At 72.3% G+C, this 20,771-nt stretch carries 19 protein-coding genes and 1 tRNA gene; 3 read left to right on the forward strand and 17 right to left on the reverse strand.

The genetic code is table 11. The features are described from left to right. Positions 1-42: 42 nt before the first annotated feature. Positions 43-115, reverse strand: a tRNA-Asn gene (locus tag QP089_RS27340). 139 nt (positions 116-254) lie between these two features. Between QP089_RS27340 and QP089_RS27345 the strand changes: the two genes are divergently transcribed. Further along, a complete protein-coding gene (locus QP089_RS27345; protein WP_285915169.1) occupies positions 255-551 on the forward strand; it encodes a YtxH domain-containing protein in 297 nt (98 codons plus the stop codon). On the opposite strand, the gene QP089_RS27350 is transcribed toward QP089_RS27345, so the two are convergent. The 10 genes from QP089_RS27350 to QP089_RS27395 form a co-directional block, all read right to left on the reverse strand. Next, positions 548-1,042 carry a hypothetical protein gene (locus QP089_RS27350; protein ID WP_285915171.1) on the reverse strand — a complete coding sequence of 165 codons (495 nt, stop codon included), beginning with the start codon at positions 1,040-1,042 and terminating at the stop codon, positions 548-550. The two genes, QP089_RS27345 and QP089_RS27350, sit on opposite strands and share 4 nt — an antisense overlap. A gap of 17 nt (positions 1,043-1,059) precedes the next feature. Next, entirely contained in the window at positions 1,060-2,379 is a 1,320-nt protein-coding gene (locus tag QP089_RS27355) for an MGH1-like glycoside hydrolase domain-containing protein (RefSeq protein ID WP_285915172.1), read from the reverse strand. Between the two features lie 113 nt (positions 2,380-2,492). Continuing rightward, positions 2,493-3,302, reverse strand: coding sequence for an HAD family hydrolase (locus tag QP089_RS27360; RefSeq protein WP_285915174.1), 810 nt, complete (start codon positions 3,300-3,302; stop codon positions 2,493-2,495). Further along, a complete protein-coding gene (locus tag QP089_RS27365) occupies positions 3,299-4,411 on the reverse strand; it encodes a cysteine protease StiP family protein (RefSeq protein ID WP_285915176.1) in 1,113 nt (370 codons plus the stop codon). The genes QP089_RS27360 and QP089_RS27365 overlap by 4 nt, the downstream gene beginning before the upstream one ends. Continuing rightward, positions 4,408-5,778, reverse strand: coding sequence for a phosphoribosyltransferase family protein (locus tag QP089_RS27370; RefSeq protein ID WP_285915178.1), 1,371 nt, complete (start codon positions 5,776-5,778; stop codon positions 4,408-4,410). The genes QP089_RS27365 and QP089_RS27370 overlap by 4 nt, the downstream gene beginning before the upstream one ends. Further along, a complete protein-coding gene (locus QP089_RS27375) occupies positions 5,775-6,965 on the reverse strand; it encodes an HpcH/HpaI aldolase/citrate lyase family protein (RefSeq protein WP_285915180.1) in 1,191 nt (396 codons plus the stop codon). Before QP089_RS27375 ends, QP089_RS27370 begins: the two co-directional genes overlap by 4 nt. 7 nt (positions 6,966-6,972) lie before the next feature. After that, the gene (locus QP089_RS27380) at positions 6,973-7,551 is read right to left on the reverse strand and encodes a TerD family protein (protein WP_285915182.1); all 579 of its coding nucleotides are present in this window, start codon (positions 7,549-7,551) and stop codon (positions 6,973-6,975) included. Between the two features lie 58 nt (positions 7,552-7,609). Continuing rightward, entirely contained in the window at positions 7,610-8,725 is a 1,116-nt protein-coding gene (locus QP089_RS27385) for a DUF475 domain-containing protein (RefSeq protein ID WP_285915184.1), read from the reverse strand. Between the two features lie 64 nt (positions 8,726-8,789). Next, positions 8,790-9,368 carry a TerD family protein gene (locus QP089_RS27390; protein ID WP_285915186.1) on the reverse strand — a complete coding sequence of 193 codons (579 nt, stop codon included), beginning with the start codon at positions 9,366-9,368 and terminating at the stop codon, positions 8,790-8,792. Positions 9,369-9,401: 33 nt separating this feature from the next. Beyond that, positions 9,402-9,977, reverse strand: a complete 576-nt coding sequence (locus QP089_RS27395) for a TerD family protein (RefSeq protein WP_285915187.1) — start codon at positions 9,975-9,977, stop codon at positions 9,402-9,404. Between the two features lie 156 nt (positions 9,978-10,133). On the opposite strand from QP089_RS27395, the gene QP089_RS27400 reads away from it, so the two are divergent. Further along, positions 10,134-11,384, forward strand: a complete 1,251-nt coding sequence (locus tag QP089_RS27400; RefSeq protein WP_285915189.1) for a molecular chaperone DnaJ — start codon at positions 10,134-10,136, stop codon at positions 11,382-11,384. 20 nt (positions 11,385-11,404) lie between these two features. Here QP089_RS27400 and efeB read toward each other — a convergent pair whose 3' ends face one another. The 5 genes from efeB to dnaG all read right to left on the reverse strand — a co-directional run bounded on the left by efeB (position 11,405) and on the right by dnaG (position 17,762). Beyond that, entirely contained in the window at positions 11,405-12,676 is a 1,272-nt protein-coding gene (gene efeB / locus QP089_RS27405; RefSeq protein WP_285915190.1) for an iron uptake transporter deferrochelatase/peroxidase subunit, read from the reverse strand. Next, positions 12,673-13,800: an iron uptake system protein EfeO gene (gene efeO / locus QP089_RS27410; RefSeq protein ID WP_285915191.1), complete on the reverse strand. Its 1,128-nt coding sequence runs from the start codon at positions 13,798-13,800 to the stop codon at positions 12,673-12,675. The genes efeB and efeO overlap by 4 nt, the downstream gene beginning before the upstream one ends. A 180-nt stretch (positions 13,801-13,980) precedes the next feature. Then, positions 13,981-14,421: a YbjQ family protein gene (locus QP089_RS27415; protein WP_285915192.1), complete on the reverse strand. Its 441-nt coding sequence runs from the start codon at positions 14,419-14,421 to the stop codon at positions 13,981-13,983. A gap of 186 nt (positions 14,422-14,607) precedes the next feature. Beyond that, on the reverse strand, positions 14,608-15,753 hold the full coding sequence (rpoD, locus tag QP089_RS27420; protein WP_285915446.1) for an RNA polymerase sigma factor RpoD: 1,146 nt from the start codon (positions 15,751-15,753) through the stop codon (positions 14,608-14,610). Between the two features lie 71 nt (positions 15,754-15,824). Next, complete coding sequence (dnaG, locus tag QP089_RS27425) at positions 15,825-17,762, reverse strand: DNA primase (protein ID WP_285915193.1); 1,938 nt, start codon at positions 17,760-17,762, stop codon at positions 15,825-15,827. A gap of 257 nt (positions 17,763-18,019) precedes the next feature. Between dnaG and QP089_RS27430 the strand changes: the two genes are divergently transcribed. Continuing rightward, positions 18,020-19,294, forward strand: a complete 1,275-nt coding sequence (locus QP089_RS27430) for an ABC transporter ATP-binding protein (protein ID WP_285915194.1) — start codon at positions 18,020-18,022, stop codon at positions 19,292-19,294. Positions 19,295-19,299: 5 nt separating this feature from the next. Here the strand turns inward: QP089_RS27430 and pdxR are convergent, their stop codons facing one another. Beyond that, positions 19,300-20,730 carry a MocR-like pyridoxine biosynthesis transcription factor PdxR gene (gene pdxR, locus QP089_RS27435; protein ID WP_285915195.1) on the reverse strand — a complete coding sequence of 477 codons (1,431 nt, stop codon included), beginning with the start codon at positions 20,728-20,730 and terminating at the stop codon, positions 19,300-19,302. Positions 20,731-20,771: the final 41 nt, after the last annotated feature.

A 20,771-nucleotide genomic window follows, 5' to 3' on the forward strand; every position in this document is an offset into this window, starting at 1 on the left:
ATAGGGAACGGGCCTGACCTGTGGTTTTGGGGTGTTGATCTGCTCCCGCGATTGGACTCGAACCAATAACCTGCCGGTTAACAGCCGGCTGCTCTGCCGATTGAGCTACGCGGGATCGTGCGTCCGGTGGGGCCCTCGGCCCTGCCAGCGCGTCTAGGTTAGCGCATGTGCGGGGCTGTTCGCGCACGCGTCAGGGGTTGCGGCGGCGTTCTCGGGTATGGAGTGTGGACGATCGGCCCCACAGGGAGTTGAACATGAAGTCGCGAACGATGTTCATGGCAGGCGCCGCGCTCGGTTACGTCCTCGGGACGAAGGCCGGACGGGAGCGGTACGAGCAGATCAAGCGTCTGTCGCGGCAGGTCTCGGAGAACCCGAACGTGCAGGAGGCCGCGGGCGTGCTGCGCGCCAAGGGCGGCGAGTTCGCCGGGGCGGCGCGCGGGAAGGCCGGCGAGATGGCCTCCACCGCGAAGGAGAAGGTGCCGCAGCAGATGCCCGGCCGGCACAAGGCCGAGGCGGACGCCGAGGACGAGCCGACGGTCTACCCCGGCTAGAGGCCCGTCTGGCGGCGCAGGTCCTCGAGGACCTGCTCGGCCTGGGCGCGCAGGCCCGGGTCGGCGGGGTCGAGGCCCGCGTCGAAGACGAACGTCCAGCGCACGTCGCCGCCGGCTGCGGGGCGCCGGCCGGCGATGCGCACCCGTCCCCCGCCGGGCAGCCTGGCCTGGTGGGTGACGGCGATGGTGGCGGTGACGCGTTCCCGGACGGTCTCGGGGACCGAACCGGGGTCGGTGAGGCGGACGTGGTGCTCGGTGCCGCCGGAGGTCTCCGTCACGTGCAGCCAGCCGTCCTTCCAGGTGGCCTGGTCGACGCGCTCCCACGGGACGCGGGCGAAGCCGCCGGCTGGGGCCGGGACGTGCAGGGCGGTGGTGGTGGCGACCACGTGGGAGCCGCCGCGGGTGGGGGCGGAGGCGAGGACGCGTTCGCCGCGTTCGGTGGCGAGCGCGTCGCGGACCGCGGCGGGCAGGTTGCCCCGGAGTAGGCGCATGCCCCAACGGTAGGCGATCAGGCGGCCTGCGGGGCGCGGCGGGCGGCGAGCAGGTCCAGCACGAGGGCGGCGGACCAGGAGTAGTCGTGGCTGCCGCGCCCGGTGCCGTCGAAGGGGTCGAAGAACTCGCGGAACCCGGACTGCCGGACGAGCCGCATCGTGGAGCCGTACAGCAGGTCGGCGACGACGGGCAGGCCGTGCGCGAGGGCGCCGTACCAGATCAGCCAGTTGGTGCTGATCCAGGTGGGGCCGCGCCAGTAGCCGCCGCGGTCGAAGGCGGGGGCCTGGATGTCGCAGGTGGGGACGGGGTAGCCGGCGGCGCCGGCGAACCGGGCGGACAGCAGCAGGTCGACGAGGTTGCGGACGTGCGCGGCGGGCAGTTCGGGGTCCAGGAGCGGGCCGAAGGAGCCGGCGGTGATCACGGGCAGGAGCCGGTCGTCGCGCAGGTCGCGGGCGCGGAAGCAGCCGGTGTCGGCGTCCCAGAGGCGGTCGAGCATGGCGGCGTGGACGCGCTGCGCGGTCTCCACGTGCGGGGCGGGGTCGGCGCCGACGATCCGGGCGACCTCGGCGAGGGCGTGCGCGGACGCGAGGTAGGTGGCGTTGAACAGCGGGTCCTCGACCGCGAACGGGTGCGATTCGCGCAGGTAGGCGCGGTCGTAGCCGGACTCCCGGAGCAGGGCGACGAGCCGGACGTAGCGGTCGTAGTCCTCGCCGGTGGGCAGGGTGCGGGAGCGGTGGCCGGGCGCGTAGGCGGTGGGCGGGAGCGGGAGGGCGGCGAGGGGGCGGTCCCAGGCGGGGCTGTTGTCCAGGCCGGACTCCCAGGGGTGGCAGATCGCGGCGAGGCCGGCGGCGCCGAGGTCGCGGGCGGTGGCGAGATAGCGGTGCTGGGCGGCGAGCATCGGGTAGAGGCGGGCGAGGAAGCCGCGGCTGCCGTCGGTGTCGCGGGCGCAGGCGTGCAGGCGGAGGGCGACGAGGGCGTGGACGGGCGGCTGGGTGAGACCGGAGGTCTGGACGCCGCGGGGGGCGGCGGGCTGCTCGGCGCTGCGCCACAGGTCGGGGCCGGGGAAGAACGCGTGCCGGGCGAGGGAGGCGTTGAAGACGATGTGCGGGAGCATGCCGTCGGCCCACTGGCCGCGGAAGAGCGAGAGCAGTTCGGCCTCGGCGCGGGCGGGGCGGTGCCGGGCCAGGCCGAGGCTGATGAAGGCCGAGTCCCAGCTCCACTGGTGGGGGTAGAGGCCGGGGGACGCGGCGGTCGCGGTCCCGGTCCAGTTCGCGTCCAGCACGCGGGCCGCGGCCTTCCACAGGGCGGTCTCGTCGCCGGTGAGACGGGAGCTCATGCGCTCAGGGGTACTCCTCGCGTCCGGGGTGCGGGGGCCTAGTGTGATTGTGACCCGCGCCGGCGGCCCCGGCGACCCCTAGGGCGGCGTCGGTTGTCGACGGACGCGGCCGGTCAGCGGTGATTTTCCGCCGAGTGCAGCAGCCAGTTCGTGATCTCCTGGCCGGCGGCGATGCCGCGGGACGCGGTGACGGCGGTGGCGGGGGACGTCCAGCCCGCGTCGTGGAGCTCGCCGTGCGCGGGACGGATCGACCGGTGGGCGGCTTCGAGGAGTTCGACGTCCAGGAGCGAGTCGCCGGCGGCGAGCATCGTCGCGGCGCCGGTGCGGCGGGCGACCTCGGCCGCGGCGGCGGCCTTGGTCAGGCAGGCGGGCAGGCAGTAGACCTTGCGGCCCTGCAGGGACGTCCGCCAGCCGCGTTCGGCGCACCAGCCAGTGAGGTCGCCGACCCAGGCGGGCGGGAGCGCGGCGCGGTCCACGACCGTGTAGGCGAACAGGTCGGACGCGGTGCGCCGCTTCAGTACGAACTCGCCGCCGACCGCGACGAGATGGTCGCGGACCTCGGCGAGCGGCGCGCACCCGTCGGCGATACGGGCGCGGACGGCCGACGACCAGGCCGGGTCGTCCTCGCCGTCGACGAGGAGATGCCCGCCGTTCGCACAGATCGCGTATGCGGGCGTCTTCTCCAGCAGATGGATGCGGCGGTACTGCTCCGGCGTCCGCGTCGTCGTGGGGACGAACACGGTGGACGCGGCGAGGGTCTCCAGCGCCCGCGCGGCGGGCTCCGTCATATAGGAGAGCGGCGCGCCCTGGTAGAACTCCACGCAGACGAGGCGCGGCATGCTCTCGTCGGGGCCGTGCAGGGAAAAGGCGGCCTGCGAGTAGATGAGCGTACGGTCCAGGTCGGAGCACACCAGCACGGTCACTGGACCGTCCCCTTGCCGAACCGCGGATGGATGAGCCCCATGCACGCATAGGGGAAGCGGTCCGGATCGACGTCCACGACGGGCACCCCGCGTTCCTCCGCCAGATGCCTGATATGCCGAAGTTCGGGGCCGACGTCGGTACGCGCGAGGACCTTCCACGGGACGCGGCGCAGCAGCACACGGGTCGTCTCGCCGATGCCCGGTTTCACCAGGTTGAGATCGTCGATGCCCTGTTCCGCCGCCACATCGCGGACGGCCTCCCACCCCGACCAGTCGGGCGTGCGATCGGACTCCAGCAGGCCCGGGGCGTCCTTCGCGACGCGCTCGGCCACGTCCGCGAACCGCGCGCAGACGGTGTCGAGGAACAGCGCCGACACGTCGTCGGCGGCCAGTTCGGCGTAGAACTTCGCGCCGTGGAAGTCGTCCGGGCCGATCAGCCGGTCGTTCAGGACCGTCCGGCTGACCAGGCCGGACACGGTCGAGTTCAGGCACGCCGACGGGATCAGGAAGTCCTCGCGCGTGCCGTACAGCGGCGCGCAGCGGCCGGGGTCGGCGAGAACGGCCAGGTCGTCGGGGAATCCGCTCCCCGCGAGCGCGGCGGTCAACTCGCGGGTGATGGCGCCCTTGCCCGTCCAGCCGTCCACGAACATCACCGTGGACGGGTCGTGCCGTCCGGCCAGGTACCGCAGCGCGACGGTGTCGATGCCGCGGTCCCGGACGATGCTGACCGCGTAGTGCGGCAGGTCGAGGCCGTGCGCGAACCGGGCCCAGCGGCGCACCAGGATCCCGACGGGCGTGCCCGCGCGCGCGAGCGACACCAGAACGGCGTCCGGGCCGCGCTCGGCCAGGATCTGCTCGGTGACGAGCCCCGTCGCGTAGGCGAGCCTTTCGGCGGACGCCTCCAGCGCCTCCTGGAACAGCCGCCGGTACTCCGGGCCCGGCTGGTACTCGATGGGCAGTGATTCGGCGTAGTGCGCGCGGCCCGTCTGCACCGCGGCCTCGCGCTCCTCCGCGGGCGCCTCGAGGCGGACGTCCGACAGGTCTTTCAGCAGCCACGTGACGTCCTCCGCCGGGTAGCTGCCGAAATCGGGCCCGTACAGCGGTCTCACTGGTCTCCCCTATAGGACGGGACCGTCACGACCAGTACGGGCGCCAGCGAGCGCAGGCGCGCCAGCAACCCGTCGGCAAGCGCTTGGGTGTCGCCCACGTCGTCGACGACGAACACGATGCGGTCGAACGCCGGCCCATCCGACGCGGGCGCGACGTTGTAGGCGTACCGCTCCCCCGGGCCGTCCGCCGGGTCGTCGTGGGACGGGAACGCGAGCCGGGTGCGGATCGCGTACCCGGGGTCGTCCACGGCCAGGACGGGCGAGCGCGTGGTGGTGGAGTACCGGACGTCCGCGCCCGGCAGGGCGTCGGCGAGCGCCTCCCCCAGCCGCAACGGCGCGTACATCAGTTCCTCGAACCCGAGCACGAGCACGCGGGACGGACCGTCTCCGAGTTCCGGCGCGATCGCGTCGGCCATGCGCGGCAGGTCCTTCTCCAGGGCGGCGCGATGCTCGGGCAGGAACCCGTGGCGGCCGCCGTCCGGCACCCCGCTCGGCCATTCCAGCGAAATCCGAGCGAGGGGAAACAGATCGGACGCCGGCGGCGGCGCAGCGTTCGCCGACAAGTCGGAGACGATCCGCTCCCCCACTTCCAGCACGTCACCGGGCAGCTCCACACGTCCTCCGGCGAGCGCCACGGCATCGATACGCGTCCCCAGCCGCAGGGCCAGTTCGTCCATGCGCGCGCGGTCGTTCTCATTGCGCAGATCCACCAGTGCCGCCAGCACGTAGTGCTTCCGGGGGCGGAGCTCATGCAGGGCGGAAATGGTGTTGAGGACGGTCTGCCCTGTGGAGAGCTCGTCGTCCACGAGCACGACCGGCACGTCCCGGTCGAGCGCTGCGGGATTCGACGGCAGCAGCAGATGGCTCGTGGCGTGGCTGTGCTCCTCCTCGAACCCGCCGTAAGCGGCGAAGCCCGGCACCGGACGGCGCGTGGAGTGCAGGTAGTAGGCGCCGCCCAGCGCGTCCGCCACCGAATGCCCTAGCGCGGTGGCGGTCTCCGCATAGCCGAACACCAGGGCGTCCACGGGCGGACGCGGCTCCCGCATAGCGTCGCGCAAGGACGCGGCTGCACCGGGAGCCCCCGCCAATGCGTCCGCAAGCGAGCCGCTGGGAACGGACGGTGCCTCGTCCCGCAGGCGCGCGCGCACGAGCTCCCCCAGCAGCAGCCCCGACCCGTAGACGAGGCGCGGATCGGTGGGGACGTGCTTACCGAGCACGGCCGACACCAGCAGGTGGGCACGTCGCGGATTGCGCCGGACGGCGAGCCCGACCAGCGAGGCCAACCCGGCGCCGGCGGGACGCTCACCGTCCGCGAGCCGTACCCCGAGCCGCGACGCCACCCACTCCCCCGGCCACACGCCCGTCATCGGCTGCCCGCGGCTTCGAGCAGTTCGACGAACGTGACGTCCCGCGCCGCCACTCCGAACACCCGCGCACGCAGCATCAGCCGCTCCGCCCAGGCGCGGTGCGGTTTCGCCTCGTTCATCTTGTTCGCGTACGAGCTGGCCATGGCGCCGCCCCCGGCGAACCCGAGGATGTCGGCGGCGTCGCAGTACTCCTCGTGCGTCACGACCGACAGGGCGTGCACGGCCGCGACGTGCGTCGGGTGGATGACCGTCTTGCCGGTCAGGCCGTTCGCCTTGTCCAGATGGACCTCGCGGATCAGCCCGTCCAGGTCGGAGGTGATGAGCCGCTGCCGCAGCGGCGCGGCCCGCTGCGCCTCGAACGGCGACTGGCGCAGCTGCGGCTTGAACATCCGCTCGCCCGCCGAGAAGTACTCCCAGACCGGTCCGGTCAGCACGAACCCGCTGCCGTCCGCGCGGCCGAGCACGTTGACGATGTCGGTGATCGCCGCGGCGACCGGCCGGATGTCGTAGATCGTCAGGTCGGGCGGGCGGCGCAGCCCGTAGGCCGCCGACATGTCGGTCGCGCCGATCCGCACCGCGAGGACCAGCTCGCGGTGCTTGGCCAGCAGCCGCGCCACGTCGTGCAGCATCTCGGTGCGGGTCTCGCTGTGCACCGCGTCCGGGCTCTCGATCACCGGCATCGCCATCAGCCGCAGCCCCGTGCGGTCGGCGGTGTCCTCCAGCGCGTCGAGGAACGCTCCACCGGTCGCCGCGGTGAACTTCGGCAGCACGAACCCGCTGACCAGCCCGGCCGCGGGCCCCAGCCGGACGGCGATGTCGCCGATCTGCCGGGGCTCGCGGACCCGCACGAACAGCAGCGGCACGCCCCCGATCGAGCGCTCCCCGGCGCCGGAGTCGCCGGCGCCCCGCGCGTGCAGGTCCCGCAGCTGGGCGACCAGGTTGGCCTCCGCCGCGGGCACCTCGTCGTCGGCGATCGCGTCCTCCAGGCACACGACCATGCTCATGACGCCGCGCCGCGCCGCCTTCTCGATGTCGCCGGCGAGCGTGGGACGGGTGGCGGGGCAGTACAGCGTCGCGCCGAGCGCCACCGCCAGCACGTCCGGATCGTCGTGCCGGCCGAACGGGCGGGGGTGGCGGTGGAACAGGTGCTTGCGGTAGGCGGTGTCAATGTGGTCGAAATGCCGCATGTTGCCGTCACAGATGGGCGGAGACCGCCGGCAGCAGGTGCTGGAACGTGCGGCCCGTGGCGGTCGCGCCGATCGCGGTCATCGACCAGCCCTGGCCGTCCCGCGACACCTTCGCCATGATCTGCGCGTTGTGCTGGCCCGCGCCGCTCAGGTCGTAGCGGGCGATCTCCTGGCCGGTCGTCTCGTCCACCAGCCGGCAGAACGCGTTCTCGATCTGCGAGAAGTCCTGCCCGGTGAAGGAGTTCACCGTGAACACCAGCTGCGTGACGTTCGCCGGGACGCTCTGCAGGTCGACGTTGATGACCTCGTCGTCGCCCTCGCCCGCGCCGGTCAGGTTGTCGCCGGTGTGCTGGACGGAGCCGTCCTTGCTGCGCAGCTGGCGGAACCACACCGAGTCGGCGAGGTTGCCGCTGCCGTCGAACAGCAGGCAGGACGCGTCCAGGTCGATGGACTGCGCCTTGCCCTTGCCGAACAGGCCCTTCTTGGCGACGGCGTCCCAGCCGAGGCCCATCCGGACCCGGGTGAGGGTGCCGCCGCCGGGCTTGGCCAGCGAGACCTTCTGCCCCTTCTGCAGCGAAATCGACATCGTCGCCTCCTTCGGTGATGATGCTCGGTCGTCGCGGGATGCGGACGGGCGCGCCGGCCTAGACCTTGCCGGCGCGCAGCGGCTCGTCCTCGCCCGCCCCGGCGTCGGCGCCGCCCTCGGTCCGGTTCCGCACGACGGAACTGATGAACGCGGCGATGATCAGGCCCGCGCCGATCCCGCCGGTGAGCCACTCGGGGACGTGCCGGCCGATGCTGACCAGCATGCACACCGCGAGCGCGCCGATCGCCCAGTGGGCGCCGTGCTCGAGGTAGACGTACTCGTGCAGGGTGCCCTTGCGGACCAGGAACACCGTCAGCGACCGGATGTACATCGCGCCGATGCCGAGGCCCAGCGCGATGATGATCGGGTCGGTGCTGATCGCGAACGCGCCGATGACGCCGTCGAAGCTGAACGAGGCGTCCAGCACCTCCAGGTACAGGAACAGGAAGAACCCGGCCTTCCCGGTGGCCAGGGCCAGCGAGCTCGGCCCGGACCGGGCCGGCGCCCGCTCCTCGGCGGTCTCCTCCCCGTCCTCGTCCTCGTCGTCCCCGGTCGCCTCGGAGAACAGCTCGCCCAGCCCGTTCACCAGGATGTAGGTGACCATGCCCAGCACGCCGGCGATCATGACCTGGCCGGGGTCGTCGGCGAACAGCCCGGCGGTGAAGGCCAGCGCGCCGCCCGCGACGACCACCGACAGCTGGTCGAGCTTGCCGATCCGCTGCAGCGGCGCCTCCAGCCACGGCAGCCACTTGTCGACCCGCTCCTCGAACACGAAGTCCAGGAACAGCATCAGAAGGAACATGCCGCCGAACGCCGCGATCATCGGGTACGCGTCGTTCATCAGGTGGTGGTAGCGGTCCGGGTCGTTCAGCGCCAGGTCGAAGGCGTCGTAGGGGTTCAGCTTGGCGGTGATGCCGACGATGAGCAGCGGGAAGACCAGCCGCATCCCGAACACCGCGATCGCGATGCCGACGGTGAGGAAGATCTTCTGCCAGAACGGGCTCATCCGGTCCAGCACCTTGGCGTTGACCACGGCGTTGTCGAACGACAGCGAGATTTCCAGCACTGCGAGGACGGCGACCAGGGCCAGCCCGGTCCCCCCGTCGTACAGGGCGGCGACCAGAAGGCCGAGGACGGTGATGCCGAAGGCCCAACCGAAGGTGCGAAGAATCATGCGCGTATTTCTGTGAGGAAAAGGGCGGCCGGACGGACCGGCCGGCGGGCGGGGTGGCCGGCCGTCAGCCGACGTTGACGCCGAAGTCCATCGCGATGCCGGCCAGTCCCGAGGCGTACCCCTGGCCGACCGCGCGGAACTTCCACTCGGCGCCGTGCCGGTACAGCTCGCCGAAGACCATCGCGGTCTCGGTGGAGGCGTCCTCGGTCAGGTCGAAGCGGGCCAGCTCGCTGCCGTCGGCCCGGTTGACGATCCGGATGAAGGCGTTGCGGACCTGCCCGAAGTTCTGCTGCCGGTTGTCGGCGTCGTAGATCGACACCGGGAACACGATGCGGTCGCACTCCTGCGGCACGCCGGTCAGGTCGACGTTGATCGACTCGTCGTCGCCCTCGCCCTCGCCGGTCAGGTTGTCGCCGGTGTGCTCGACCGAGCCGTCCGGGCTCTTCAGGTTGTTGAAGAACACGAAGTGCTGGTCGGAGATGACCTTGCCGGACGGGCCGAGCAGCAGCGCGGAGGCGTCCAGGTCGAAGTCGGCGCCGGTGGTGGCGCGCACGTCCCAGCCGAGGCCGACGGTGACGGCGGTCAGATTCGGGGCGGCCTTCGTCAGCGAGACGTTGCCGCCCTTGGCGAGTGAGACTCCCATGATCGGGCCACTCCCTTCCCGGGGAAGAAGTCGTTAGATGTTGACGCCGAAGTCCATCGCGATGCCGGCCAGGCCGGAGGCGTAGCCCTGGCCGACCGCCCGGAACTTCCAGTCCGTCCCGCTGCGGTACAGCTCGCCGAAGACCATCGCGGTCTCCATGGACGCGTCCTCGGACAGGTCGTAGCGGGCCATCTCGGACCGGTCGCCCTGGTTGAGCACCCGGATGTAGGCGTTGCGGACCTGGCCGAAGTTCTGCCCGCGGCTGTCGGCGTCGTAGATCGACACCGCGAACGCGACCCGCTCGGCCTGCGCGGGCATGGCGCCGAAGTTCACGTTGATCTGCTCGTCGTCGCCCTCGCCCGCGCCGGTGGTGTTGTCGCCGGTGTGCTCGACGCCGCCGTCCGGGGTCCGCAGGTTGTTGAAGAAGACGAAGTGCTGATCGCTGATGATCTTGCCGGAGGCGTCCAGCACCATCGCGGAGGCGTCCAGGTCGAAATCGGTGCCGGTGGTGGTGCGCAGATCCCAGCCCAGGCCGACGGTCACGGCCGACAGGCCCGGCGCCTGCTTGGTGAGCGAGACGTTGCCGCCCTTGCTGAGACTGACACCCACGGCGTTCCTCCAAGATCGCACGACGTACCGGACGCCGGCCAGGCGCCTCGCTATATCGACGTAGCAGCGATGCTATCCGTTCCCTCATTGCCGGTCGCATTGCGCGAGAACGTCCGGACTGCGCGAGACTGGGCATGGAGGACGAGGGGAGGCGGCGTGCGGGGACCGGGCGACCAGCGGCGGCGCGGCAGGGGCGGGCAGGCGGCCGACGCGGCGATCCAGGCGCGCGAGGCGGCGGCCGCCGCCTTCTACGACATGGACCAGGCGCAGAAGTTCCTGGACGGCCGCGTCACCGTCTTCGGGGATCTCGACGCGGGGGCCGCCGCGCCCGTCCGGCGGGAGTTCACCGGGCTGGCGGAGGCCGCCGACGCCGCGTCCGTGGCCTACATCGCCGTCCTGGACGCGCACGACCTCGACGACCGGGACCGGTCGCCCGCCGAGTACGACGCGGCGCGCAGGGCGTTCCTGGCCGCCACCGAGCGCCTCCAGCAGATCACCCGGAACCTGAACGGGTTCGCCGAGCGGCTCGCGCCGCGGATGGCGCGCCTGGAGGCGGCCCTCGACCAGCTCCCACCCCGGCTCACCGCCGCCCGCGACGCCGTCGCCGCCGCCGACGCGGCCGTCCGGGCCGCCCGCGAGGCGGGGATGGACGCCGCCGACCCCGAGGCCGAGCTGGCCCGCGCGAAGGAGGCGCTGGCGCTGCTGAGCTCGCAGGGCCTCGGCGGCCTCGGGCTGGACGGGGCGATGCGCAAGGCCGAGGAGGTCCGCGAGATCGCCGAGAAGGCCCGGGAGGCAGCGGCGGAGCTGCCGAAGATGGCGGAGAAGGTGCGCAACTCCCTGGCCTCAGTGCGCACCCGGGTGGACGTCGTCGCCAACCGCGTCGAGCCCGTCCGGCAGGCGATGCGGGTGCTGCTGCGCGCCTACTCGCAGGCCTGCTGGCAGGACCTGCGCGGCGCGCCCGAGGCGATCGAGTCGGGCGTCACGCGGGCCCGCGAGCGGCTGAACGAGGCGGCGGAGTCCGCCGCCCGCACCGAATGGAAGCAGGCGCAGCAGGCGCTGACCGCGGCGCGCACCGAGCTGAACGCGGCCGACCGGCGCGCCGGGCAGGTCACCGGGCGGGTGACGGAGCTGGAGGCGGTCGCCGCCGACCCGGACAAGCCGGTCGAGAGCGCCCGGTTCGCGATACGGGACGCGCAGCGGCTGGCGATGGCGCAGCCCGGCGGGGCCGCGCCGCACCACGCGCGGGCGCTGGACGCGCTGGTCGAGCGGCTGGAGCACGCGCCGAAGCGGCTCGGCGGCGCGCATCCCGACTACTGGGCCTACCTCCAGGAACTGGAGTCGATCAAGACGGCCGCGGGCGACGTGGTGACCCGCATCCGCTCCGAGCGCGCCGCGGGCGGCTCCTGAGCGCGTCCCGCCCGGCCCCTTCACGCGAACAGGGTCTCGCCCCAGTGGCCGCCCTCCCGCACGCCGGGCGGGCACGCGAAGATGCCCGATCCGACATGCTGGACGTACTCGTTCATCGCGTCGCCCGCCAGCGACTCCTGGATCTTGATGAAGCCGGTGCGCGGGTCCCGCTGGAACGCGATGAAGAACAGGCCCGCCTCCAGCCGGCCCAGCCCGTCGGAGCCGTCGGTGAAGGAGTAGCCGCGCCGCAGGATCCGCGCGCCGCCGTTGGAGTCGGGATGCGCGAGGCGGACGTGCGCGTCCGGCTTCATCCGCGCCAGGACGGGCTTGTCGCGCTCCTTCTTCTCCCCCACCGGCGCGCCCTCGGACTTGCTGCGGCCGAACACGTCCTCCTGCTCGCGCAGGGACGTGCGGTCCCAGATCTCGATGTGCATGCGGATCCGGCGCGCCACCAGGTAGGAGCCGCCCGCCATCCAGTCGGCGCCCTCGCCCTTGCCCGCCCACACGTGCTTGTCGAGCAGCGCCGTGTCGTTCACGCCGATGTTGTCCGTGCCGTCCTTGAACCCGAACAGGTTGCGGGGCGTCTGCGCGTCCGGGGTGGTCGAGGACGTCTTGCCGAACCCGAGCTGCGACCAGCGGACGCCGACGACGCCCATGCCGATCCGCGCCAGGTTCCGGATGGCGTGCACCGCGACCTGCGGGTCGTCCGCGCAGGCCTGCACGCAGATGTCGCCGCCGCTGCGGTCGGGGTCGAGGTTCTCGCCGGAGAAGTGCGGCAGGTCGACCAGCGCGGGCGGGCGCTTGGCCTTGATCCCGAACCGGTCCTTGCCGTCCTTCTCGAACAGCGTCGGGCCGAAGCCGATCGTCAGCGTCAGCCGGGACGCGGGCAGCCCGAGGGCCTCGCCGGTGTCGTCGGGCGGCGCCACGGCGACCCTCGGGATCGCGCCGTCGCCGATCGCCCGGCCCGCCGTCATGTCGGCCGCCGCCGCGGTCCAGTCCTTGAGCATCTGGACGAGCTTGCCGCGGTCGTCGGTGGTGACGTCGAACGCGGCGAAGTGCAGCCGGTCCTGGACGGGGGTGGCGATGCCCGCCTGGTGGGCGCCGTGGAAGGACACCGCGGTGCCCGCGTCCGGCCCGCCCGTGTCGGCGGAGGCGACCCGGTCCAGGCCCGCCCCGGCGGCGGCGCCGACCAGCAGGCTGGCGCCGGAGAACCCGAGCATCCGCCGCCGGGACATCCCGGCGCGCCCGCCCTCCTGGCGGGACGGCGCGTCCGAAGCACCGGGCTGCGTCATTTGGCCACGACCTCCGCGAGCTTGGACAGCGGCTCGCCCAGCGCGTTCACGGCGTCGGCGAGCTTCTTGCGGTCGTCCTTACCGACCTTGTCGTAGGACACGTAACCGTCGCCCTCCTCGTGCTTCTTCAGCAGCGCGTACACGGCCCCGAAGTTGTCGTCCAGGTCCTTGGCCAGCTGCGCGTCCTTCTCCTGGACGACCGGCTTGAGCAGGTCGTAGGCCTTCTTCGCGCCGTCCACGTTGGCCTTGAAGTCGACGAGGTCGGTGTGGCTGAAGGGCTCCTCCTCGCCGGTGACCTTGCCGGTGGCGACCTCGTCCAGCAGGCCCTTGGCGCCGGCGGCGAGGTCGTTGACGGGGTCGAGGGTGAGGCTCGGCAGCCGTCCCTTCAGCGTGTCCAGGTCGGCCAGCAGCTGGTCGCCGTACTTCTCCTTGCCCTTGACCGAGCCGTCCTTCCACAGGGCCTTCTCCAGCAGGTGCCAGCCGGACCAGTCCTTCTTCTCGCCCGGCTTGAGGTCGGCCTCGCGGGTGTCGACCTTGCCGTCGATGTCGCTGAACTTCTCCGCGACGGGCTCGATCGACTCCCAGCCGACGCGGGAAGGCGCGTACAGCTTCTTGGCCTTCTCGACGTCGCCGGCCTTCACCGCCGCCACGAACGGCTTCGTCTTGGCGATGGTGTCGTCGAGCTGCACGGTGACGTAGGCCTTGTAGTCGGTGGCGGCCTGGGCCAGCCGCGGGTCGGCGCCGCCGCCCTTGCCGGTGACCGTGACCTCCTGGGAGGGGCCCTTGCCGGTCTGCCCGGCGCTGCACAGCAGCTTGAACTTGCCCTCCGGCAGGTTCACCACGAAGTTCACGCTGGTGCCGGGGCCGATGTTCTCCCGCTCCGCCAGGATGCTGCCGTCCGGCTTGAGCACCTCGAACTCGTTGACCTCCGAGCCCTTGTTGGTCACCTTGAAGGAGTTCTTCCCGGCGGCCAGCTCGGTCTTGGCGACCTCGCACTTGTCCTTGGACGCCGTCACCGGAACGGCGCCCGCGGCGTCCGCCTTCCCGTCACCGCCGCACGCCGAGAGCAGGGACATCGACACGGCGGCCACGCCGCTGAGGGCGAGGACGGAGGCAGGGCGCATGGGGGACTCCAGGGTGCAATGGTTAGGCTCACCTAAATTAGCCAAAGCTAACCTCACCCCGTCAAGTCGCCCGGGCGACAGTGAGAGGGATCCCACCCGCCCCGGGAGACGACCCGGGTCCGGACCGGCCCCGGGCCCCTGCCCCGGAAGGTCAGCGCGGGCGGTCGTTGATGCCCATCGTCAGGTTCCGCGCGGCCATCGGCGGGCCCGACTGCGGGTCGCCGTACGGCGGCAGATGCCCCTGCTGGGAGTGCTGCATGTGCTGCGGCGCCTGGTGGTGCGGCGCCTGCTCGCGCGCCGCCGGCTCCGCCCACACGGCCGTCCCGTACGCGCACACCTCGTGCCCCCGCCGGGCAGCGCCGCGGTGTCGAACCGCATCCCGACCACCGTGTTCGCGCCCTTGCGGCGCGCCTCCTCGCCGAGCCGGTCCACCGCGTCGCGGCGCGCGCCCGCGAGCCCGAGGGCCGGCCGGTCGCCGGTCACCCGGAACGTCGCGCTGCTCCCCGAATGCCCGGGGCGCTGCACCCCGGCCTGATCGGTCTGGACGGCCGTCCCCAGGACCTCGCCGAGCACGCTGCGGATCTCGTACCCGGCCACGGCATCAGTCGTCACGATCAGCATGGGCATTACGGTAATCCACCGTCCGCCCGAAATGCGACGTCATGCACCGGATCCCCGGAAACCGGCGCGCGCCGGAGCGCGGGCGGGCGACCGCCCTCCGGGCCGCTCGGGCCCGGAGGGCGGTCGCCCCCTGTCGGTCTCTCCCGCCCGGTCCCGGCCCGGACGGGGCCGTCCCCGGCTCGCGGGCTACTCGAGGTACTCGCGCAGCGTCTGCGCGCGGGACGGGTGCCGCAGCTTGGCCAGGGTCTTGGACTCGATCTGCCGGATCCGCTCCCTGGTCACGCCGAACTCCCGGCCGACCTCCTCCAGCGTGCGCGGATGCCCGTCGGCCAGGCCGAAGCGCAACTGGATGATGCGCTGCTCCCGGTCCGACAGGGTGCCGAGGATGTCCTCGAGCTGGTCCTGCAGCAGGATGAACGCGGCGGCCTCGATCGGCACCACCGCGTCCGCGTCCTCGATGAAGTCGCCGAGGTCGGAGTCCTCCTCACCGATCGGCGACTGCAGCGAGACCGGCTCCTGCGCGATCCGCTGGATCTCCACGACCCGGGCGGGCGGCAGCCCCATCTCCAGGCCGATCTCCTCGGGGGTGGGTTCGCGGCCGAGGTCCTGGTGCATCTGCCGCTGCACGCGGACCAGTTTGTTGATCGTCTCCACCATGTGCACCGGGATCCGGATGGTCCTGGCTTGGTCGGCGATCGCGCGGGTGATCGCCTGCCGGATCCACCAGGTGGCGTAGGTGGAGAACTTGAACCCCTTCGTGTAGTCGAACTTCTCGACCGCACGGATGAGCCCGAGATTTCCCTCCTGGATCAGGTCGAGGAACAGCATTCCCCGGCCCACGTAGCGTTTCGCGATCGAGACCACCAGCCGCAGGTTGGCCTCGATCAGCCGTTGCTTCGCCCGGACGCCGTCGCGGGAGAGCAGTTCGAGGTCGATCCGCTCGGCGTGGGAGAGGACGGCGGCGTGCGCCATCTTCTCCTCGGCGAACAGCCCCGCCTCGATCGATTTCGCCAGTTCTACTTCATCTTCTGCCGTGAGAAGCGGTACGCGACCGATCTCTCTCAGATAGATCCGGACCAGGTCGCTCGTCGGCGCCCGCTTGCCGAGGTCTCCCTCATCCGCTCGCGCGACGTCCTCGGTCTCCTGCTGAGATTCGAGGACCTCTACCCCCTGCTCTGCGAGCATCCGGACGACGCGCTCCAGGGAGTCGTCCGGCAAGTCCGAGCGATCGAGCGCGGCAGCGACGTCTTCGACGGTCACACCGCCGCGCTCTCTGCCGCGTGCGACGAGGTCCGCCACCTGATCAACCGATGGCGCCTCGCTTGGCAGCACCGAAGGGCCCACGGGGACAGTCTGCGACAGATGCGGCCTAGATCACAGGACCCATTTCGCGGTAATACCGGCTACTGGGATCCAAGCCCTCGCTCCCGCAACACCCGTCTCTGCTGCTCAAGCGCGACAAGATCGCCGAAGAGCCGGTTGTACTGCTCGGGGTCCTCGACCGGATTCAGCCGCTGGAGTTTAGACTTCGCATCGGCGATCATGCGGGTGAGCTGGCGCTCCTGTATTCGGGCCAGCAGTTCCACGGCATAGCGGTCGTCCGATTCCTGTGCGGACCGTACCGGCTCGACTCCGAGCATGGTGATCAGATCCTTGACCTGCTCGTTCGGAGCCGCCTCCAGCAGGGTCATCGCCCACTCCGCGGCGTTGCCGGCCGCCGTCACGCCCCCCGCCTCGGCGATCACCGCGCGCACCGCGGCGTGCGGCGGCGCGATGAACGCCCCCGCCGGGACCTCGTCGAACACCGGCCCGAGCACCGCCGGGCGCTGCACCGCCAGCTTCAGCAGCTCGCGCTCGCGCTGGACCTCCGGATCGTTCGGGTCGTAGGCCGGGCGCTGCGGCACCGTCCCGTTGCCGTTGCCGCCGTTGCCGTTGCCGCCGCCGTTCTGCAGGGCGCCGGTGCGGCCGCCGCCGTTGCCGCGGCCGTTCTGCGCGCGGGCGTGGCGCCGGTTCGCGAGCTCGCGGACGCGCCGCAGCACGAACTGCTCGTCCATCAGCCCGACCCAGCGGTCGAGGCTGACCGCGTACATCTGCCGGAGCGACCGGTCCTTGATGGCCGCGACGACGGGCGCCGCCGCGTCCAGCGCCGCGAGCCGCCCCTCCACCGTGTCGAGGTCGTGCCGCTCGATCGCGCTGCGCACCGCGAACTCGAACAGCGGCAGCCGCGAGGCGACCAGGTCGCGCACCGCCGCGTCGCCGTGCCGGATCCGCAGGTCGCACGGGTCGAGGCCGTCCGGCTGGACGGCCACGAAGGTCTGCGTGACGAACTTCTGCTCGTCGGCGAACGCGCGCAGCGCCGCCTTCTGCCCGGCCGAGTCGCCGTCGAAGGTGAAGATCACCTCGCCGCGGAACTCGTCCTGGTCCATCAGCAGCCTGCGCAGGATCTTGATGTGGTCGTCGCCGAACGCCGTCCCGCTGGTGGCGATCGCCGTCTGCACCCCGGACAGGTGGCAGGCCATCACGTCGGTGTAGCCCTCGACCACCACGGCCTGCCGCCGCCGCGCGATCTCCTTCTTCGCCAGGTCCGCGCCGTAGAGCACCGAGCTCTTGTGGAACAGCGGCGACTCGGGGGTGTTCAGGTACTTCGGGCCGTCGTCGTCCTCGTACAGGCGGCGCGCGCCGAACCCGATGACGTCGCCGGACAGATCGCGGATCGGCCACATCAGCCGGCCGCGGAAGCGGTCCATGGGGCCGCGGCGGCCCTCCTTGGCCAGCCCGCCGGCGACGATGTCGCGGTCGGTGAACCCGCGCCCGCGCAGGTGCCGGACGAGGCCCTCCCACTCGCGGGGCGCGAACCCGACGCCGAAGCGCGCCGCGTCCTCGGTCTCGAAACCGCGCTCGGACAGGAACCGGCGGCCGATCTCCCCCTCGGGCGCGGCGAGGTGCTCGGCGTAGAACTCGGCGGCCGCCTTGTGCGCCTCCAGCAGGCGGGCGCGCTGCCCGCCGTCCTGCCGGGGGCCGCGCCCGCCGCCGCCCTCCTCGTACCGGAGCTGGATGCCGGTCTGCGCCGCGAGCCGCTCGACCGCCTCGGAGAACGAGAGGTGCTCGATCTCCTGGACGAACTTGATGACGTCGCCGCCCGCCTCGCAGCCGAAGCAGAAGTACAGCCCGCGCGAGGGCGTCACGTTGAACGACGGCGACTTCTCGTCGTGGAAGGGGCACAGGCCCTTGAGGTTGCCGCCGCCCGCGCTGCGCAGCTGCAGGTACTCGCCGATGACGTCGGCGATGGACGACCGCTCGCGAACGAGCGCGATGTCCTCATTGCGAATACGGCCGGCCACAGCGAAGGAGTCTACGGCGCCCCACCGACATCCGGCGCATCACGCCGCAACCCGCATGGCCGCCCGCGCGCACCCGCCGCGCGCCGGGGCCGGCCCCGGCGCCGGATCCCGCTCCGGGCGATCACCGGCACGGACTTTCCCGAGGTGGCCGGACCCGGCCTTGTTAACCGCCGGTAACTCTGGATGGGCTATGGACAAACGGATTGTGACGCGATGAGATGACGCACCGAGTTCCTGCCCACCCCCAGGCGGCCCCGATGACGGATGTTGTGCTAGACGGCGTCGAGAAGGTGTATCCCGGCGGGCAGGTCGCCGTCCGCAACGTCCGGCTGCGGATCGACGACGGCGAGCTGTTCGTCCTGCTCGGGCCGTCCGGCTGCGGCAAGTCGACCATCCTGCGGATGATCGCCGGGCTGGAGGAGATCACCTCCGGGGACCTGTGGCTGAACGGGTCGGTGGCCAACGACCTGACGCCCCGCGAGCGGAACGTGGCGATGGTGTTCCAGGAGGGCGCCCTCTACCCGCACCGCACCGTCAAGGGCAACATGATGTTCCCGCTGGAGGTCTCGGGCGACGACCGCGCCGAGGCCAGCGCGAAGGTGGTCGAGCTGGCCCGCGCGCTCGGCCTGAACACCATGATCGACCGGCTGCCGAGCACGCTGTCGGGCGGCCAGCGCCAGCGCGCCGCGATCGGCCGGGCGCTGATCCGCGAGCCGTCGCTGTTCCTGATGGACGAGCCGCTGTCCAGCCTGGACGCCGGGCTGCGCACCGAGCTGCGGGTGGAGATCGCCGCGCTGGTGCGCTCCAGCCGCACCACCACCGTCTACGTCACGCACGACCAGATCGAGGCCATGACGATGGCCGACCGGATGGCCGTGCTGCGCGACGGCGTCCTGGAGGACGTCGGCACCCCCGAGCAGATCTACGAGGACCCGGCGACGGTGTTCGTCGCCGCGTTCCTCAGCTCCCCGCCGATCAACCTGCTGCAGGCGAGGCTGTGGGCCGTCGAGGGCGAGGGGCTGCTGCTCGACCTCGGCCCGCAGCGCCTGACGGTCCCGTGGGACGACCCGCGCGCGTCCTCGCTGATCAGCCACCACGGGCAGATGGTGATCGTCGGGATCCGGCCCGACACGCTGCTCCCGATCGCGGCCGGGTCGCCCGCCCGGCCGGGGACGGTCCTGTCCGGGCAGGTCCACGCGCTGGAGTTCCACGGCCACGAATGGCTCGCCTACGCGCAGGCGGGCATCCCCACCGTCGACGCGAACGAGTTCGGACGACCGCGTCCCGCGCCGGCGGTGGCAGCGGCGCAGCCGGGCCTGCGCGACCGGCTGCGCGAGATGCTCGGCCGGCCGTCTCGCGAGCCCGGCCACGCCGAGGAGCACGCCGGGCACCACCGGCGCTCCGACCTGATCTTCCGCGCGAACCCGGGGCAGCGCCCGAACCGCGGCGACCACGTCGCGCTGACCGTGGACCTCGACCGGATGCTGCTGTTCGGCGCGGACGGCCGCCGCGTCACGCCCGTGCAGCGCTGAGGACGTCAGCTTGTCGCCGCGGCCCACCGGTCGACGACCGGCCGCAGCCGGCGCAGGCCCTCGCCGATCTCCGGCAGCGTGACGGCGCCGTAGCCGAACACCAGGCCGGGCGCCGGCGGCGCGTCGACGGCGAACTCCGACAGCGCGAACAGGCCGACGCCCTCCCCCAGCGCCTCGCGGACGATGCCGGCGTCGTCCGTCCCGTCCGGCAGGGTCGCGCACAGGTGCAGGCCCGCCGCCGACGGGACGACCTCCAGCCGTCCGGCGAACCGGGTGCCGAGCAGCCCGGCGACCCGCTCGTGCCTGGCCTGGTACTCGCGCCGCGACCGGCGGATGTGCCGCGCGAGCAGGCCCTCGTCGATGAACCGGGCGAGCGCCGCCTGCGTGGGCAGCTCCGCGTGCCAGGACGAGACGTACCGCGCCATCCGGAACGCGCGGTGCAGCGACGGCGGCGCGACCAGGAACCCGAGCCTGAGCACCGGGCGCATGATCTTGGAGAAGGTGCCCATGTAGAGGACCCGGCCCCCGTCGTCGAGGCTCTGCAGCGGCTCGATCGGCCGCCCCCCGTACCGGTACTCGGTGTCGTAGTCGTCCTCGACGATCACCACGTCGCGGCGCCGCGCCCACTCCAGCAGGGCGTGGCGGCGCGGCAGCGACATCGCCATCCCCAGCGGGAACTGGTGCGACGGCGTCACGTAGACGGCGCGCGCGTCGTCCGGCAGCGCGTCCACGCGCAGGCCCTCGGCGTCCACCGGCACGCCGCGCACCCGCATCCCCGCCGCCCGCAGCAGCATCCGAACCGGCGGGTAGCCGGGGTCCTCGACGGCCACGACGTCACCGGGCTCCAGCAGCACCCGGACGACCAGGTCCAGCGCCTGCTGGATGCCCGACGTCACCACCACGTCGTCCGCCGTAGCTCGCACCGACCGCGAGACCCCGACGTGCCGGGCGATCGCCTCCCGCAGCTCGCTCAGCCCCGCAGGATCGCCGGCCGACGCCGGATCGCCGAACGCGGACGGGCGCAGCCGCCCCGCCATGATCCGCCGCCACGGCTCGTACGGGAACAGCCCCACGTCCGGCAGCCCGGCCCGGAAGTCCCAGGTGATCCCGGACATCCTGCCCGGCCACACGCCGATCTCGTCCCACACCTCGCGCGGCCGCAGCGGCGACGCCACCGGACGTTCCCGCTCCAGGAAACCGGCATCGCGGACGAACGTCCCCGCCCCCACCCGGCTCTCGAGGAACCCCTCAGCCGCGAGCCGGTCGTAGGCGACCGCCACCGTGTTGCGGGAGATCGCCAGCCGCCGCGCCAGCTCCCGCGTCGGCGGCACAGTCTCGCCCGCGCGCAGCCGCCCGTCCAGGACCGCGGCCCGCAGCTGCCGGTAGATCTGGCCGACGAGGTCCTTCCGCCCGACCAGGCTCACGTGCAGGTCCACACGTCCGACCCTAGACCGGCTCAGTCATTTTCCGCGATTTT

Origin of the sequence: Actinomadura opuntiae, from assembly GCF_030283205.1 — a bacterium.
Lineage (GTDB): Bacteria > Actinomycetota > Actinomycetes > Streptosporangiales > Streptosporangiaceae > Spirillospora.